Consider the following 16,353-nt stretch of genomic DNA (forward strand, 5'->3'; position numbering starts at 1 on the left):
TCTCCACCTCCAGCGAAAGCGACGCACACATGGCAGCAGTGAACAACGGCGCGGCGGACGCGCCGAGGGCGACGTCCCTCCGCAAATCCCTCGGCGTCATGGACGGAGTTGCGATCGCCGCCTCGAGTACCGCGGCGACGACCAGCATCGGTGTCGGTTTGGGGGTCATCGCCGCCGTGGTCGGTCTCCAGATGCCGGTGGTGCTGTTACTGGCGTTCGTCCCGATTCTGGGAATTGCCAGCGGATACGCCCGGCTCAACCGGGTCGAACCCAATTGCGGCAACAGCTACGTCTGGGTGGGCCGCAGTCTCAGTCCGTGGCTGGGTTTCCTCACCGGGTGGATGGCCATCGTCGCCGTGGTCGTGTTCATGGCCTACACCACCGCGATCGCCGGGTCGGCGATCCTGCAACTCGCCGGCATGGCCGGCCTGCACGGCATCGGCGGGCTCGCTCTCGATCCCGACTCCACGCTGCAGTCGACGATCTTGGGGCTGACGATCCTCGGTGCGGTGACCTTCACCGCCGTCCGCGGCGTCGCGGTCGCGGCACGGCTGCAGAAGTATCTCCTCGTCTTCGAGTACGTCGTGTTGATCGGCTTCTGCACGTATGGACTGTTTGCCGGGAGCCAGCCGTTCTCCCTGTCCTGGTTCAATCCCTTCGCGATTCCGTCGTTCGCCGTGCTCGCCGAGGGCATGGTGATCGCGGTCTTCTTCTACTGGGGTTTCGAAGCGGCGTTCAGTGTGAGCGAGGAGGTGCGCGATCCGCGCGATGCGTCCCGCGCCGGCGTGATCACCGTCTTCCTGGTCCTCGGCTTGTTCCTGCTCGGTGCGGTGGCCTTCCAGCGCGTCCTCACCCCCACGGAACTGGCGGACAACGGGACCGTCGGGCTCGCGTTCCTCGGCGAGGCACTCGCCCGTCAGCCGCTGGCCGCGCTCCCCGTGGTGGCGCTGATGTTCTCCGTCGTCGCCTCGCTCCAGGCCACCGTGATACCCAGCGCGCGTGGACTGTTCGCGATGGGCCGGGACCGCACGCTCGGCCCGGTGTGGAACCGCATCCATTCCCGCTATGGAACCCCGGCGGCCGGAACCGTGCTGCTCGGCGGCATCTCCGCCGTGGTCGCACTGCTGGCCACGGTCATCCCCAAGCTCAGCGACCTTCTCGGTGCGGGCATCAGTTCGATCGGTCTGGTGGTCGCCCTGTGGTACGGCCTGACGGCGCTCGCCGCCGCCGTCCGGTTCCGCGGACTCCTGCGCGAACGTCCGTGGGAGGGACTGCGCGCGGTCGTGTTTCCCGCCGTCAGCGCCCTGGTGTTGCTGGCGTTGGGCGGTTACCTGGGCTGGATCTTCTACACCTCGGCAGATCATCTCGAGTTCAGCGCGACCAACGGTTGGTTTCAGCTGCTGTTCCCGGTCCTCATCCTGATCTCGGGGCTGGTGGTGGCCGCGCACGCGAAGTGGGTCCGGCGGTCGCCCTACTTCGTCACCGGACGCGGAACAGATGCCGACGCCGCCGACCTGCTCGGTGCACCCAGCGAGGTTCTCGTGACCACCCGTTCCTGATCAGCGCGACGCGACCTGATCCGACCACCGACGAAATCACTTCCCGACAGGAGATTTTCGATGTCAGCAGAACCCGCAGATCTGGTCTTCACCGGCGGATCGATTGCCACCCTGGACCCGGCCCGCAGCCGCGCCACGACGGTCGCGGTCACCCGTGGCCGGATATCGGCTGTCGGCCACGACGAGGTCCGGGAGTTGATCGGCACCCGCACCGAGGTCGTCGACCTCACCGGCAGGCTGCTGCTCCCCGGCTTCCAGGACGCGCACATCCATCCCGTGGTGGCCGGACTCGAGTACGCCCGGTGCAACCTCACCGGCGTCAGCGATGCCGCCGCCACCCTCGCCGTCATCCGCAGCTACGCCGACGCACACCCGGAGTTGCCGTGGATCGTCGGCGGCGGGTGGTCGATGGAGGCGTTCGACGGGGGGACACCCACCGCGCAACTCCTCGACACCGTCGTGCGGGATCGGCCGGTGTTTCTGCCCAACCGCGACCACCACGGGGCTTGGGCCAACACGAGAGCCCTGGACATTGCGGGCATCACCCGAGACACCCCCGACCCCGTCGGCGGACGTATCGAACGCGACGCCGACGGCGTGCCGACCGGCATGCTCCAGGAGTCTGCGATGGAGTTGGTCGGCTGCCACACCCCGCAGCACACGCCCGACGACCGACTGAAGGCCCTGCTCCATGCCCAGCAGCACCTGCATGCGCTCGGCATCACCGCCTGGCAGGACGCGCTACTCGGCGACACCTCCGGGATCTCGGACGTCTCGGACGCCTACCTGACCGCGGCCGGCGACGGGTCCCTCACTGCGCGGGTGGCGGGCGCCTTGTGGTGGGATCGCGATCGGGGCGCCGAGCAGATCCCCGACCTGCTCCGGCGACGTTCCCGTCTCCGCGTCGGGAGGATGCGGGCCGACACCGTGAAGATCATGCTCGACGGTGTCGCCGAATCCCGCACCGCGGCCATGATCTCCCCGTATCTGGATGGATGCGGCTGCGCGACAGCCCATTCCGGCACCAGCTTCGTCGACCCGGACGCGCTGCGCGGGTACGTCACCGAGCTCGACGCCCTCGGCTTTCAGGTGCACTTCCACGCGCTCGGCGACCGGGCCGTGCGCGACGCGCTCGACGCGGTCGACGCCGCTCGGACGGCGAACGGATTCCGCGACACCCGGCCGCACCTCGCCCACCTTCAGGTCGTGGACCCGGACGACATCCCGCGCTTCCGCGCGCTCGGCGTCACGGCCAACATGCAACCGCTGTGGGCAGCCCACGAACCGCAGATGGACGAACTCACCATCCCCTTCCTCGGGGACGAACGCTCCCGCCGGCAGTACCCCTTCGGTTCCCTGCTGCGCTCGGGCGCAACGCTGGCGGCCGGCAGCGACTGGCCGGTCAGCAGCGCCGACCCGATCCACGGCATCCACGTCGCGGTCAATCGCGTGCTGCCGGGCCGGGACGGGCAAGGCCGCCCGGTGTTCCTCCCGGAGCAACGAATCGACCTCACGGCCGCACTGACCGCTTACACCGCCGGGTCCGCGTACGTGAACCACCTCGACGACACGGGGAGCATCGAGGTGGGCAAGCTCGCCGACCTGGTAGTCCTCGACCGGGACCCGTTCACGGGAACTGCCGACGAGATCGGCGGGAGCCGGGCGGTCCTGACCTATGTGGGCGGTGATCGCGTCTACACCGCACCGGACGCCTGAGGTCCCGCGGGAGGAGGCCCTGTTCGGTGGCCGCGGATGCCGATCGGCGGACCGTCGTGGCGCCGATCGGCATCCGCGGCCACACTGGAGATGTCCCGCCGAAGTCAGGAGACAGTGATGGGCGACAACAGGCCGTTCGGGTTCGACCCCGACGATCTCGACCGCGTGATCCGTGAGGCCGGCGAGGAATTGCAGGGCGTCAAGGACCGGATCGTCAGGTTCCTGGACCAGGCGGATTCTCAGATTCCGTGGACGGGCGTGTTCGCGGACTTCGCCCGCTCGCCGCGCGGCGCGTCGAAGCCGGAAACCGCCGGCGAGACCGGTGACGGTGTGTGGGCGATCTACACGCTCGACGACGAGGGCGTCGCACGTGTCGAGCAGGTGTATGCCACCGAACTCGATGCGCTCCGCGCGCACAAGCACAACACGGATCCCCACCGGTCGGTGCGGTTCCTCCCCTACGGCGTCACCGTCAGCGTCCTCGACCAGCCGGAGGAAGCAGCGCCACCGGAGACGGAGTGACCGGGGCCGCTCAGTCCTCCAGCTCGAGCGGCAACTCCGCGGTGACCCGCCAACTGCCGTCGGTCTGCCGTCCCGCCTCGAGGGTGCCGTGCAGGACGGCGACCCGCTCTCGCATGCCGAGCAGCCCGTTGCCCGACCCGAGCGAGAACTGTCCGGACGAGTTGCCGTTGTCGGTGATCTCGACGAGCACGTCCGTCTCGCGGCGCCGCACCCGCACTTTCGCGCGCGGACGTTCCCCGGCGTGCCGCAGCACATTCGTCAGCGATTCCTGGACCAGCCGGTGGACGCCGAGGCTGACCGCGGGGCTGATGTCGTCCAGCTCCCCCGTCAGTTCGAGTTCCACGGGCAGGCCGGCGCTGCGCATCATGTCGACCACTCGGGCGAGGCCGGCCGTGCCGTGCTGGGGCATGTCGTCGGTCGCCGGTTCGGTGCGCAACAGCGAGACGGTGCGCCGCAGTTCCGCCAGGGCCTCCCGCCCGGTGCTCGCGATGTTGGTGAGCGCCTGCTTCGCGATGTCGGGGTTGGTCTTCAGGGCGTAGGACGCGCCGTCGGCCTGCACGATCATCACGCTCACGGCGTGCGCGACCACGTCGTGCAGTTCCCGGGCGATCCGGGTCCGCTCGGCGGCCACCGCGTCCTCGGCGCGGCGATCCCGGTCGTAGTCGGCGACGACGAGGCGTGCGGCGACCTCCTCGTCGTAGGCCCGGCGGGCGCCGAGGAACTCCGCTGTGATCCAGGAGAGCGCGAAGACGAGGACGAAAAACAGTCCGGCCGCCACCAGTTCCTGTTCCAGCAACCAGATCGACAGGGCCGAATCGACGGCGAGGCCCACCGCGTACACCGCGGCCGTGCGGCGGTCGACGTAGGCGACGAGCGTATAGAGGGCAACGGCAAGGGCCAGCAGACCGGGATGTTCGGCGTCGAGGTCACCGATCGAATAACTGATGAAGGTGATCGTGATCGACGTCACCAGAACGGCACCGGCCGCCGCCCGCGGGTACTTGCGACGCCACGCGATCGGCAGGCACAGCAGGAAACCCATGACCAGCTGCACCCACGGCGAGCGGTCTCCCGACGCGGTGAACACGAACACCTCGAGGGTGAACAGGATCGCCGCCAACATCGAGTCCGCAACCGTCGGCTTTCCTCGCAGCCACAGACTGAACCTCCGCATGTGCACAGCGTAAGTACCTCAGGGTGGGTGTGGTTGAGTCTGCACCATGAATGTGGGTGACTGGGCGCTTCTTCTCACCGCCGCGACGGCCGCCGGGTGGGTGGACGCCGTCGTCGGCGGCGGCGGACTGATCCTCATTCCCGCACTGTTTCTCGTCGCACCGCAGCTGACGCCGCAGGCGGCGCTGGCCACCAACAAGCTCACCGCGTTCACCGGCACCTCCGCCGCCGTCGTCACGTTCGCGCGCCGGATCCCCATGAACTGGCGGCTGCTGGTTCCCGCCGGCCTACTCGCGGCGGTGGCGTCCGCGCTCGGCGCGGCAACGGTGTCGCGCATCGACAAGGACGTCTTCATCCCGCTCATCATGGCGGTACTCGTCGGCGTCGCCGTCTTCGTGACGATCCGTCCGCAGCTCGGGACCACGCTGGCGAAGGATCCGCCGACACGGCGGAAGGTCGTCGCAGTCGTCCTGCTGTCTGCCGGGCTCCTCGGTTTCTACGACGGCCTGTTCGGGCCGGGCACCGGAACATTCCTCATCATCAGCTTCGCCACGTTCCTCGGCACGGAGTTCGTGCGCAGCGCGGCGATGGCGAAGGTGATCAATCTGGGATCGAATCTCGGTGCGCTGGTGTTCTTCGCCGCCACCGGCCACGTGCTGTGGGCACTCGGTCTGGGTATGGCTGTCTGCAACGTGATCGGCGCGGTCATCGGTTCGCGAATGGCCTTGAGCAAGGGCGCCGGATTCGTCCGGATCACCCTGCTGATCGTGGTGATCGCGATGGTGATCCGGTTGGGTTGGCAGCAATTCGGCTGAGCGACCGACTACGGTGGTCCAGGTGACGGCTCCACGACAGGTTGATCCGGAATTCCTTGCCCTCCCCCTGCGTTCGCTGGCGGACGCGGCACTCGCCGCTGCCCGCGCGGCGGGTGCGTCGCACGCCGACCTGCGCGTGCATCGGCTGACCAGCCAGTCGCTGCGGCTGCGCGACGGTGAGGTGCAGTCGGCGGTGGACACCAGCGAACTCGGCTTCGCGGTGCGTGTCGTCGTCGACGGCACCTGGGGTTTCGCCTCGCATGCCGAGCTGACGCCGGCGACCGCCGCCGCGACCGCGGAACAGGCCGTCGCGGTCGCCCGGGCGTTGCGTGGACTGAACCGGGAGCACGTCGAACTCGCCGCCGAACCGGTGCACACGGATGTCCACTGGGTGTCCGATTACGACGTCGATCCGTTCGAAGTTCCCGCCTCGGACAAGATCTCGCTGCTCGGTGAATACTCCCGCAGGCTACTCGGATCCGACGGCGTCGACCACGTCACCGCCGGATGCCTGCAGGTGAAGGAGCAGACGTTCTACGCCGATCTCGCCGGATCGTCCATCGTGCAGCAGCGGGTGCGGCTGCATCCGCAACTCGAAGCCACCACCGTCGACCAGTCGGCCGGCGTCTTCGAGACGATGCGCACCCTCGCTCCCCCTGTCGGCCGCGGATGGGAGTACGTCGCCGGCGACGGGGTGTGGAACTGGACCGACGAACTCACCCGGATCCCGGACCTGCTGGCCGAGAAGGTGAAGGCCCCCACCGTGGTACCCGGCCCCACCGACCTGGTGATCGACCCGACGAACCTGTGGCTGACGATCCACGAATCCGTCGGGCACGCCACCGAGTACGACCGCGCCATCGGCTACGAGGCCGCGTACGCCGGCACGTCGTTCGCCACCCCCGACAAGCTCGGCACGCTGCGCTACGGGACGCCGATCATGCACGTGACCGCGGACCGCACCGAGCGGCACGGTCTCGCCACGATCGGCTACGACGACGAAGGCGTCGAAACCCAGTCCTGGGACCTGGTGGCCGACGGGATTCTCGTCGGCTACCAGCTGGACCGGGCGTTCGCGCCCCGGCTCGGGCTGGCGCGTTCCAACGGCTGCTCGTACGCCGACTCGCCGCATCACGTCCCCATTCAGCGGATGGCCAACGTGTCGTTGCAGCCCGATCCCGACACCGACCGCAGCACCGACGACCTGATCTCCGGTGTGGAGGACGGAATCTACGTCGTCGGCGACAAGTCCTGGTCGATCGACATGCAGCGCTACAACTTCCAGTTCACCGGTCAGCGGTTCTACCGCATCCGCGGCGGGAAGCTCGACGGGCAACTCCGCGACGTCGCGTACCAGGCGACGACCACGGACTTCTGGGGTTCGATGGAGGCCGTCGGCGGCCGCTCCACCTGGCAGCTCGGCGGCGCCTTCAACTGCGGCAAGGCGCAACCCGGCCAGGTCGCGGCCGTCAGCCACGGCTGCCCGTCGGCACTCTTCCGCGGCGTCAACGTACTGAACACTCGGACGGAAGGCGGCCGATGATCGCACCGCAGCAACTCGTGGAGCAGGTCCTCGCCCGGGCCACCGTGGACGAGACCATCGTGATCGTCACCGATGCCAGCGAGGCGTCCCTGCGGTGGGCAGGCAACTCGATGACCACCAACGGGGTGTCCACGTCGCGCAGCTGGACCGTCATCTCGATCGTCCGGGCCGGCGAGGACGCGAGGGTCGGCATCGTCACGTCCGCCTCCGTCGACGCCGCCGACATCGACGGCGTGGTCCGCTCGGCCGAAATCGCCGCCCGCGCAGCCACACCCGCATCGGACGCGATGCCGCTGCTCACCGGCACCGACACCGACGAGCGGTGGGACGACTCGGCGGAGCGCACCGAGATCGGCGCGTTCGAACAGCTCGCCCAGGATCTGAGCATGGGCTTCGACGGCAGCGACCAGCTCTACGGTTTCGCCCACCACCAGCTGCACACCACCTGGCTGGGCACGTCGACCGGGATCCGGCGCCGGTTCGCCCAGCCGACCGGGTCGGTCGAGATCAACGGCAAACGCGGCGACGCCAGCGCCTGGGTGGGCACCAGCACCAAGGACTTCACGGATGTGGCCAGCGTGAAGTTGCTCCAGGACCTGTCGACGCGCCTCGACTGGGCCCGCAACCGGGTGGAGTTGCCCGCCGGCCGTTACGAGACGATCCTGCCGCCGTCCGCGGTCGCGGACCTCATGATCTACCTCATGTGGACCATGGAGGGCCGGGCCGCGGAAGAAGGGCACTCCGCCCTGTCGGCGCCCGGGGGCACCCGCATCGGGGAGAAGCTGAGTGCGCTGCCCCTCACCCTCTACTCCGATCCGGCCGCGCTCGGCGTGGAATACACACCGTTCGTCGTCACCGGGTCGTCGTCCGAATCGGTGTCCATCTTCGACAACGGGATGGACGCGGGCCGGGTCGACTGGATCCGTGACGGCACCGTCAATGCGCTCGCGTACCCGCGGGCGGCGGCGAAGGAATTCGGCGCCGACGTGACCGTGCCCGGCGACAACCTGATCCTCGACGCCGGCGGCTCGGTGTCACTCGATCAGATGGTGGCCGAGACCGAACGCGGGCTGCTGCTGACCACCCTCTGGTACATCCGGGAGGTCGACCCCGCCACCCTGCTGCTCACGGGACTGACGCGGGACGGTGTCTACCTCGTCGAGAACGGGAAGGTCACGGGCGCCGTGAACAACTTCCGGTTCAACGAGAGCCCCCTCGACCTGCTGCGGAGGGTCACCCAGGGCGGAGCCACCGAGCGGACGCTGCCCCGGGAATGGAAGGACTGGTTCACCCGAACCGCGATGCCGCCGTTGCGTGTCCCGGACTTCCACATGTCGTCGGTCAGCAAGGCGCTCTGAGTCGCGGATCCTATGCGGACGCTCGTCTAGGTGACAGCCCGTACTGTTTCCGTTATAAATGCTGCAGACATCGCGCATATGAGATTGCTCACTCCAGAGCAGTTTCGCCGCGCATGTCATATTCAGGTCTCCAGAGAACGGGGCCGAAACTCACCGTAGCGCCGCGTGGCCGGCGCATGCGCCGAGTACGTCCCTTGCCCGTCTGACCAGGAGGTTTCATGCACTCCGATACCACCACCCGCGAACTGCTCCACGACCACACCAAGGTCACGAGACGGTTCGCTCTCGCCGACGTGGCACTGACGACGTTCGTCTGCCTCGTCTGCGCCACCGGAATCGGCATCATCACCGGTTCAGTTCTCGCCGCCGCGACAGGAGGACTGATCGTCGCCCTCGCCACGGCACTGATGGTGGCAGCGGTATGACCGCGCCCAGACATCAGCGAAGCACCACAACCCAGGAGATCACCGTGTCGAACGACGTACTCGAGGCCGCACCGCCCGCACATCCGATTCCGCACCGTCACCCCGACGGACGCGAGGTTCTCGCCACCGCGAAAGGCATCCTCATCGCCACCCGCGGTTACGGCGACGCCGAGGCATTCGAGGAATTGCTCGACGTCTCCCGGCATCACCACGTCAGCGTGATGCGGGCAGCGAAGTCGTTGGTGGAGTTGGCGACTCGGCGACAGCCGTGCCCCTCCGTGACGACGCCCGCACCGTCGTACGCCCTCGAGTTCAAGGAATGGACGACGCTACTGGCGCGGTGACACCGTTCCTGTCCGCCCGGGTGAGACGCTGGTAGCCCCGGTGTGTGAGCCATTCGAGTGGCCCCCGATCGAACCGCCGCAACCACAGGCGTGACACGACGATCAGCGTCGCCGAGACGGCACCGAACAACACGATGGTCGCCGGAACGACGGTGGCGCCGTTCAACCGGGCCGCGAGGCCGAATCCCCAGCCGTAGCAGACGATCGAGCACAGGATGTTCTGCAGCACATAGCAACTGAGCGCAGTGCGGCCGACTCCCGAGAGCGCCCGACCGGCCGGGCCGGGTTCGCGTCCGTCGGCGTAGCGGTGCGCGATCGCGGCGAGTAGCCCCAACGCCACCACCGGAGCGGTCCCGTACCTGCCGAGGATCAGGCCTACGTCTCCGCCGAACAATCCGAGCGCGAAGTCCAGCGGAAGTGCGATTGCCAGGCCCGCGACCATCAGGCGCCGACGCAAGTCGCCGCGGTCCGGGTCGAGGACGCGCGCACCGTAGAGGTGTGCGCCGACGAGGAACAGGGCGATCGACAGCGGCAAGATGAAGAGCACCTCGAGTCGGAACAGCAACACGTGGTCGGCGCGGAAGACGACGAGATCCCAGAAGCTGCCGTCCGCATAGGGGTTCGGTGACAGCGGCTGGGGCTCCCGCGCGGGCGCCGAGGACAATGCCGCGACGACGAGGCCGAGCATCGCCGCGTGGACGGTCACGGCACACGCCACCCAGACGCGTTGCGCGCGAATGCCTGTGGTCAGGATGAAGGCGACGATCAATCCGGTGGGGGCGTATCCGATCAGGACGTCGAACTCGGTGAACAGCAGAAAATGCAGTGCTCCGTCGAGCATCAGCAGCCCCGCACGCCACGGGTAGCCGCCCGGCCACCGCCGGCCCCGTCGCTGCGCGGAGCGCTGCTGAACGACCAGTCCGATGCCGAACATGATGGTGAGCAGGCCGAGGAACTTGCCCTGCGCGAACTGCTGCAGTACCGCCTGCACCGGGGCCCATCCGCCGGTGGCTCGTCCGGTGCCGTTGATATACCCCACCAGACCCCCGACGTTGGTGAAGATCCAGATGTTGGTGGCGAGAGTGCCCAGGATGGCCGCACCGCGCATGACGTCGAGCGCGGCATAGCGGTGGGAACTCGACAGCGACGTCATGCCTTCAGCCCTCCAGTACTTGTTAGTACGATCGTGCTAGCAAGCGCTCATGCTAACACGGTCGTGTTAACATGGCAGAGTGCCGAAGCTCATCGACCACGACCGACGGCAGCAGGAGATCGCCGAGGCCGTGTGGCGGGTGATCCAACGCGAGGGCATCGGCGCCGTGTCCGTCCGGGATGTTGCCGCGGAGGCCGGAATCTCGAGCGGATCGCTCCGACACGTGTTCGCCAGCAAGGCCGAACTCCTCGCCTATTCGATGCGGCTCGTCGCAACGCGTGTCCGCGAACGAGCACAGACCCACGCCTCGATCACCGACCCGTGGCAGCGCGCTCTCGCGGTGCTGGACGAAGTCCTCCCCCTCGACGACCGCCGACGCTGCGAAATGGAAGTGAACCTGGCCCTGGTCGCGGAAAGCCCCGCCCATCCCCTGCTGAAGGAGATCGCCCTCGACGCCCAACGGCAGCTCCGCGGTGCCTGCGCCGCGATCCTGACCGGCCTCGCTCAACGGGGCCTGATCGCGCCGGACATCGACGTCGACACCGAGGCGATGCGCCTGCACGCACTTGTCGACGGCGCCGCGATGCACGTTCTGCTCGGCGACACCGACACCCCGGACACCGCTCAGCGCATGATCGCCGACCATCTCCGCACACTCGCCTGACCGGTCACCGAAGATGCGGTGCCACATACCCGTTCCGCGAAGAGGCGACCCGCCCCCTCATCGCGCGGGCCGGTAGCGGAGCCAGACGAGGCCGTCTTCGAAGGCACGGCTCGCGATGAGGTCGAACCGGATCGCTGCCGGTGCCGATCCGTGCCACAGACGATGTGTCCGCACACCAGGCAGCCGGGGGTGGACGAGCAGGCTCACCTCATCCAGCAACCCAGCGCCGAGCAGGACGCCGATCAGCGCACCCCCGCTGTCCACCCGCACGACCTCGCCGCCGGCGCGCCCGCCGAGGATCTCCAGAGCAGCAGCCAGATCCACACGCTCGGTACCTGTCACCAACTCCTGCACCGGTCGGCCACCTCCGCGAGGCGGGGTGGCCTCGGCGTGCAAAGCGAGCACCTCCGACCAGTGTCCGACGTCCCGCAGCGCCTCCCACACCCAGTCGTCGACGCGTCCCCGGCTGTCGACAACGGCCAGCAGCGGCCCGCCCTCGAGCGGGCCGGGGCGGGGAGCGGCAGCCAACGCCTGCTCCTGCGCCAGCATCGTGTCCGCCCCCACCAGGGTCACGTCTTCTCTCCAGGTCGCCGCGAGTTCGTAGAACCGGCCCACATCCGGCTCGAAGCCCGTCGTGGCCCCGTCCAGGGCGACCGCAACATGAGCGACGACATAGGGACGCTCCTCCGAGTCGCGCGTCTCTCTCGGCATACTCGTGACCGTAACTCGTTGGCTCGTTCAGCCGATCACGAGACCTATTGTTGCCCGCCGCCTGGACGGTTTCGGCAACCGACTGTTCGACGACGCCGCGTTCGGATCACGTTCTCGGTTCGATGGCGGCCCCTGCCTACCGGTCGTCGGCCGTGACGGCGAGCCCGATGGTGCCGGTCTTTCCTCGGCGCAGGAGGCTGCCTTTCATCGTGAGCCAGCCGAGGATGCCGTACTTGCGGGCGATCACGTCCCGCGTGTGATCGGTGTCGGTGGCGTCGAGGATGACGGCGCGGGCGGGAACCTCGGGCCCCTTCGGCTTGCCGCGAGCATCGCACGCAGCCACCGTCACCTCCGGGTTGCGGCGGATCCGTTTGACCTTGTAGGAGTCGGTGACCGTCCACATCAGCAGACGCTCACCGTCGGCGGCGGCCCAGAGCGGCGTCGCCACCGGAGTGCCGTCTTTCCGAAACGTGGTGAGCAGGACATACTTCGCGGACGACACCCGGTCGAATTCTGTGGTCACCGGCCCCATGCTAGACCGAACCGCGAAGCCCGGACGGTGGGTCAGTCCCCTTCGAGTTCGCCTTCGGTCTCGAGATACACCTGCCGCAGGCCGTCGAGGGTCTGCTGGTCGGGGTGCTCCCACATGTCCCGCTCGGCCGCCTCGAGCAGGCGTTCGGCGATGCCGTGCAGGGCCCACGGGTTGGACTGTTCCATGAACTTGCGGTTCTGGTCGTCGAGCACGTACGACTCGGCGAGTTTCTCGTACATCCAGTCGGCGACGACGTTGGTGGTGGCGTCGTATCCGAACAGGTAGTCGACGGTGGCCGCCATCTCGAACGCACCCTTGTAGCCGTGGCGGCGCATCGCCTCGAGCCACCGCGGGTTCACGACGCGGGCGCGGAACACTCGGGACGTCTCCTCCGACAGGGTTCGGGTGCGCACAGACTCCGGACGGGTGCTGTCGCCGATGTACGCCTCGGGTGACTTTCCGGTGAGCGCCCGCACGGTCGCGACCATTCCGCCGTGGTACTGGAAGTAGTCGTCGGCATCGGCGATGTCGTGTTCGCGGGTGTCGGTGTTCTTGGCCGCCACGGTGATTCGACGGTACGCGGTCCGCATGTCGTCGGCGGCGGGCGCACCGTCGAGTCCGCGGCCGTATGCGAAACCACCCCACGTGGTGTACACGTCGGCGAGGTCGGCGTCGCCGCGCCAGCTCTTGGAGTCGATCAGCTGCAGCAGCCCGGCCCCGTAGGTGCCCGGCTTCGACCCGAAGATGCGGGTGGTCGCGCGCCGTTCGTCGCCGTGCTCGGCGAGATCCGCTTGCGCGTGGGCGCGGACGAAGTTGCTCTCCGCCGGTTCGTCCAACGCGGCGACGAGCCGGACGGCGTCGTCCAGCAACGCCAGGACGTGCGGGAACGCGTCCCGGAAGAAGCCACTGATCCGGACCGTGACGTCGATGCGCGGCCGGCCGAGTTCCTCGAGGTCGATCACCTCGAGGTTCACCACGCGGCGGCTCGCCTCGTCCCACACCGGGCGCACACCGAGGAGCGCGAAGACCTCCGCGATGTCGTCGCCGGAGGTGCGCATCGCGGACGTGCCCCACACGGACAGGCCCACCGAGCGCGGCCACTCACCGTGATCGGACTTGTAGCGGTCCAGCAACGATTCGGCCATCGCCTGGCCGGTTTCCCAGGCGAGCCGGGACGGCACGGCCTTCGGGTCGACGGAGTAGAAGTTGCGGCCTGTCGGGAGCACGTTGATCAGCCCGCGCAGCGGCGAACCGCTCGGCCCGGCGGCGATGAATCCGCCGTCGAGCGCGTGCAGCACCTGGGCGATCTCGTTGTCGGTCTCGCGAAGCCGGGGCACCACCTCGGTGGCGGCGAAACGCAGGATCTTCGCGACGGTGACATCGTCGGTGAGGGTGTCGGCGGCCTCAGGTTCCCAATCGGCGTCGTGCATCCCCTGCACCAGTGCGTGCGCCTGCTGCTCGATGTCGTCTACGCGGGTGCGGGATTCGTCGCCGTCCTCGCTGAGGCCGAGCGCCTCCCGGAGTCCGGGAACGTTCTGCTCGCCGCCCCACATCTGCCGGGCGCGCAGCATCGCGAGCACCAGTTCGACCTCGGCGTCGTCGCGGGGGGCCGCACCGAGGATGTGGAGGCCGTCACGGATCTGGACGTCCTTGATCTCGCACAGCCAGCCGTCGACGTGCAGCAGCATGTCGTCGAACACGTCCTCGTCGGGCCGCTCCTCGAGTCCGAGGTCGTGATCCATCTTGGCGGCACGCATCAGCGTCCAGATCTGCTGGCGAATGGCAGGCAGCTTGGACGGGTCGAGCGCGGAGATGTTCGAGTGCTCGTCGAGGAGCTGCTCGAGTCGTGAGATGTCGCCGTAGCTCTCGGCGCGGGCCATCGGCGGGATCAGGTGATCGACGAGCGTCGCATGGGCGCGGCGCTTGGCCTGCGTGCCCTCGCCCGGATCGTTGACCAGGAACGGGTAGATCAGCGGCAGGTCGCCCAGCGCGGCGTCGGTGCCGCACGACGCGGACATGCCGAGCGTCTTGCCGGGCAGCCATTCGAGGTTTCCGTGCTTGCCGAGGTGGACGACTGCGTCGGCGCCGAAACCGCCGGCGGCGGCGTCCGCGGCGATCCACCGGTAGGCGGCGAGGTAGTGGTGGCTCGGTGGCAGGTCCGGATCGTGGTAGATCGCGACCGGCTTCTCCCCGAACCCGCGCGGCGGCTGCACCATCAGCACGAGATTCCCGAACTGCATTGCGGCGATCACGATTTCACCGGCAGGATCCTGCGAGCGGTCGACGTACAGTTCGCCCGGCGCCGGTCCCCAGTGCTCCTCGACGCCCTCGCGCAGTTCCGCGGGCAGCGCCGAGAACCACTCGCGGTAGCGGGCGGCGGAGATCCGGATCGGGTTGCCCTCGAGCTGCTCCGCGGTCAGCCAGTCCGGGTCCTGTCCGCCGGCGGCGATGAGGGCATGGATCAGCGCGTCGCCGTCCTGGGCGGCGAGACCCGGCACGGAATCCGGCCCGTCCGCCGGGCCGAGGTCGTATCCGGCGGTCCGCATCTCGGTGAGCAACCGGATCGCACTGGCCGGGGTGTCGAGACCGACGGCGTTGCCGATGCGGGCGTGCTTCGTCGGGTACGCCGACAGCATCAGAGCGATCCGGCGGTCGGATGCGGGGATGTGCCGGAGTCGGGCGTGCCGGACGGCGATGCCCGCCACCCGGGAGGCGCGCTCGGCGTCCGGAACGTAGGTGGAGAGACCGTCGGCGTCGATCTCCTTGAACGAGAACGGCACCGTGATCAGCCGACCGTCGAACTCGGGGACCGCGACCTGGGTGGCGACGTCGAGCGGCGACAATCCGTCGTCGTTGGACTCCCACGACTCACGGCTGCTGGTCAGGCACAGACCCTGCAGGATCGGCACGTCCAGCGCGGCCAGCGCGGCGACGTCCCACGCCTCGTCGTCGCCACCTGCCGAGACCCCGGCCGGCTTGGTGCCGCCGGCGGCGAGCACGGTGACCACCATCGCGTCCGCCCGGCGCAAAGTGTTCAGCAACTCCGGTTCGGCGGTGCGCAGCGACGCGCAGAAGATCGGCAGCGGGGTGCCGCCCGCCGCGTCGACGGCGTCGCACAGCGCCTCGATGTAGCGGGTGTTCCCGGCCAGGTGCTGGGCGCGGTAGTAGAGAACGGCGATCGTGGGGCTGTCCGGGTTCGCAGCGGGAGCGAACGGCGCGACGCCCCAGCTCGGCAGGTGGATAGGCGCCTCGAAACCGTGACCGGTCAGCAGCACGGTGTCCGACAGGAAGTGGTGCAGTTGGGCGAGGTTGTCGGCGCCGCCCTCGGCGAGATAGTTGTGCGCCTCCGCCGACACACCGGCGGTGACCGTCGAGCACTCCATCAGCTCGGCGTCCGGGGCGTGCTCGCCGCCGAGGACCACCACGGGCAGTCCGCTGGCCAGGACCGCGTCGAGGCCCTCTTCCCACGCCCGGCGGCCGCCGAGGATGCGCACCACGACCAGGTCGGCGCCGTCGAGCAGTCCCGGCAGATCCTCCTCGACCAGCAGCCGTGCCGGGTTGGCCCAGCGGTAGTCCGCCCCGCTGGCGCGTGCGCTGAGCAGGTCGGTGTCGGAGGTGGAGAGCAGCAGGATCACGTGTGGAGCCTTCCTGGGGGTGTCGCGCCCCGTGGCAGTGGTTCTGTGCGGAACCGTAGGTCGGAGGACGGCAGGTGAGGGTCTGGCTCGCCCACCGGTTTCGGCGAGCTCACAGTGGCGCGACCGCGCCGGATTTTCACCGGCTTCCTCTCCTGCTGTCGCAAGTGCTGGAGATGCTACCCGGGGCCGGACGTAACCTGGGA

At 68.7% G+C, this 16,353-nt stretch carries 14 protein-coding genes and 1 riboswitch; of the genes, 9 read left to right on the forward strand and 5 right to left on the reverse strand.

Going from position 1 to position 16,353, the window contains the following annotated elements:
* Window positions 1–29: 29 nt before the first annotated feature.
* The 3 genes from ACLIVD_RS19060 (at window position 30) to ACLIVD_RS19070 (ending at window position 3,797) form a co-directional block, all read left to right on the forward strand.
* Window positions 30–1,559, forward strand: coding sequence for an APC family permease (locus ACLIVD_RS19060; RefSeq protein WP_491930430.1), 1,530 nt, complete (start codon window positions 30–32; stop codon window positions 1,557–1,559).
* A 60-nt stretch (window positions 1,560–1,619) separates the two neighbouring features.
* Window positions 1,620–3,275, forward strand: a complete 1,656-nt coding sequence (locus ACLIVD_RS19065) for an amidohydrolase (protein WP_280784446.1) — start codon at window positions 1,620–1,622, stop codon at window positions 3,273–3,275.
* Between the two features lie 117 nt (window positions 3,276–3,392).
* Complete coding sequence (locus ACLIVD_RS19070; RefSeq protein ID WP_005246369.1) at window positions 3,393–3,797, forward strand: Rv0313 family protein; 405 nt, start codon at window positions 3,393–3,395, stop codon at window positions 3,795–3,797.
* 10 nt (window positions 3,798–3,807) lie between these two features.
* On the opposite strand, the gene ACLIVD_RS19075 is transcribed toward ACLIVD_RS19070, so the two are convergent.
* Complete coding sequence (locus ACLIVD_RS19075; RefSeq protein ID WP_491930432.1) at window positions 3,808–4,971, reverse strand: sensor histidine kinase; 1,164 nt, start codon at window positions 4,969–4,971, stop codon at window positions 3,808–3,810.
* 46 nt (window positions 4,972–5,017) lie between these two features.
* Between ACLIVD_RS19075 and ACLIVD_RS19080 the strand changes: the two genes are divergently transcribed.
* The 5 genes from ACLIVD_RS19080 to ACLIVD_RS19100 all read left to right on the forward strand — a co-directional run bounded on the left by ACLIVD_RS19080 (window position 5,018) and on the right by ACLIVD_RS19100 (window position 9,455).
* Window positions 5,018–5,785 (forward strand): TSUP family transporter, encoded by a 768-nt coding sequence (locus ACLIVD_RS19080; RefSeq protein WP_011593477.1) that lies wholly within the window; start codon window positions 5,018–5,020, stop codon window positions 5,783–5,785.
* 22 nt (window positions 5,786–5,807) lie between these two features.
* Window positions 5,808–7,328 (forward strand): TldD/PmbA family protein, encoded by a 1,521-nt coding sequence (locus ACLIVD_RS19085; protein ID WP_283352782.1) that lies wholly within the window; start codon window positions 5,808–5,810, stop codon window positions 7,326–7,328.
* Entirely contained in the window at window positions 7,325–8,686 is a 1,362-nt protein-coding gene (locus ACLIVD_RS19090; protein ID WP_491930433.1) for a metallopeptidase TldD-related protein, read from the forward strand. Before ACLIVD_RS19085 ends, ACLIVD_RS19090 begins: the two co-directional genes overlap by 4 nt.
* 218 nt (window positions 8,687–8,904) lie before the next feature.
* Window positions 8,905–9,111 carry a hypothetical protein gene (locus ACLIVD_RS19095; protein WP_280784450.1) on the forward strand — a complete coding sequence of 69 codons (207 nt, stop codon included), beginning with the start codon at window positions 8,905–8,907 and terminating at the stop codon, window positions 9,109–9,111.
* On the forward strand, window positions 9,108–9,455 hold the full coding sequence (locus ACLIVD_RS19100) for an ANTAR domain-containing protein (RefSeq protein ID WP_280784451.1): 348 nt from the start codon (window positions 9,108–9,110) through the stop codon (window positions 9,453–9,455). Before ACLIVD_RS19095 ends, ACLIVD_RS19100 begins: the two co-directional genes overlap by 4 nt.
* Here the strand turns inward: ACLIVD_RS19100 and ACLIVD_RS19105 are convergent.
* Window positions 9,424–10,608, reverse strand: coding sequence for a DUF418 domain-containing protein (locus ACLIVD_RS19105; protein WP_491930434.1), 1,185 nt, complete (start codon window positions 10,606–10,608; stop codon window positions 9,424–9,426). The two genes, ACLIVD_RS19100 and ACLIVD_RS19105, sit on opposite strands and share 32 nt — an antisense overlap.
* Before the next feature lie 79 nt (window positions 10,609–10,687).
* Between ACLIVD_RS19105 and ACLIVD_RS19110 the strand changes: the two genes are divergently transcribed.
* Window positions 10,688–11,272, forward strand: coding sequence for a TetR/AcrR family transcriptional regulator (locus ACLIVD_RS19110; RefSeq protein WP_283352780.1), 585 nt, complete (start codon window positions 10,688–10,690; stop codon window positions 11,270–11,272).
* Window positions 11,273–11,329: 57 nt separating this feature from the next.
* On the opposite strand, the gene ACLIVD_RS19115 is transcribed toward ACLIVD_RS19110, so the two are convergent.
* From ACLIVD_RS19115 to cobN, 3 genes are all read right to left on the reverse strand, one after another.
* Complete coding sequence (locus ACLIVD_RS19115) at window positions 11,330–11,983, reverse strand: dihydrofolate reductase family protein (RefSeq protein ID WP_283332491.1); 654 nt, start codon at window positions 11,981–11,983, stop codon at window positions 11,330–11,332.
* A 136-nt stretch (window positions 11,984–12,119) separates the two neighbouring features.
* Window positions 12,120–12,515, reverse strand: a complete 396-nt coding sequence (locus ACLIVD_RS19120; RefSeq protein WP_283332492.1) for a PPOX class F420-dependent oxidoreductase — start codon at window positions 12,513–12,515, stop codon at window positions 12,120–12,122.
* A gap of 32 nt (window positions 12,516–12,547) precedes the next feature.
* A complete protein-coding gene (gene cobN / locus ACLIVD_RS19125) occupies window positions 12,548–16,150 on the reverse strand; it encodes a cobaltochelatase subunit CobN (RefSeq protein ID WP_283352778.1) in 3,603 nt (1,200 codons plus the stop codon).
* 56 nt (window positions 16,151–16,206) lie between these two features.
* Window positions 16,207–16,349: riboswitch (cobalamin riboswitch) on the reverse strand.
* Window positions 16,350–16,353 lie beyond the last annotated feature (4 nt).

It is taken from the genome of Rhodococcus sp. G6(2025) (assembly GCF_058628105.1).

Bases quoted from the DNA above. Each gene is read 5' to 3' on its own strand.
- ACLIVD_RS19105 (WP_491930434.1), bottom strand. From the start codon at position 10,608: ATGACGTCGCTGTCGAGTTCCCACCGCTATGCCGCGCTCGACGTCATG.
- ACLIVD_RS19070 (WP_005246369.1), top strand. From the start codon at position 3,393: ATGGGCGACAACAGGCCGTTCGGGTTCGACCCCGACGATCTCGACCGC.
- ACLIVD_RS19095 (WP_280784450.1), top strand. From the start codon at position 8,905: ATGCACTCCGATACCACCACCCGCGAACTGCTCCACGACCACACCAAG.
- ACLIVD_RS19075 (WP_491930432.1), bottom strand. From the start codon at position 4,971: ATGCGGAGGTTCAGTCTGTGGCTGCGAGGAAAGCCGACGGTTGCGGAC.
- ACLIVD_RS19100 (WP_280784451.1), top strand. From the start codon at position 9,108: ATGACCGCGCCCAGACATCAGCGAAGCACCACAACCCAGGAGATCACC.
- ACLIVD_RS19065 (WP_280784446.1), top strand. From the start codon at position 1,620: ATGTCAGCAGAACCCGCAGATCTGGTCTTCACCGGCGGATCGATTGCC.
- ACLIVD_RS19090 (WP_491930433.1), top strand. From the start codon at position 7,325: ATGATCGCACCGCAGCAACTCGTGGAGCAGGTCCTCGCCCGGGCCACC.
- ACLIVD_RS19120 (WP_283332492.1), bottom strand. From the start codon at position 12,515: ATGGGGCCGGTGACCACAGAATTCGACCGGGTGTCGTCCGCGAAGTAT.
- ACLIVD_RS19060 (WP_491930430.1), top strand. From the start codon at position 30: ATGGCAGCAGTGAACAACGGCGCGGCGGACGCGCCGAGGGCGACGTCC.
- ACLIVD_RS19115 (WP_283332491.1), bottom strand. From the start codon at position 11,983: ATGCCGAGAGAGACGCGCGACTCGGAGGAGCGTCCCTATGTCGTCGCT.
- ACLIVD_RS19080 (WP_011593477.1), top strand. From the start codon at position 5,018: ATGAATGTGGGTGACTGGGCGCTTCTTCTCACCGCCGCGACGGCCGCC.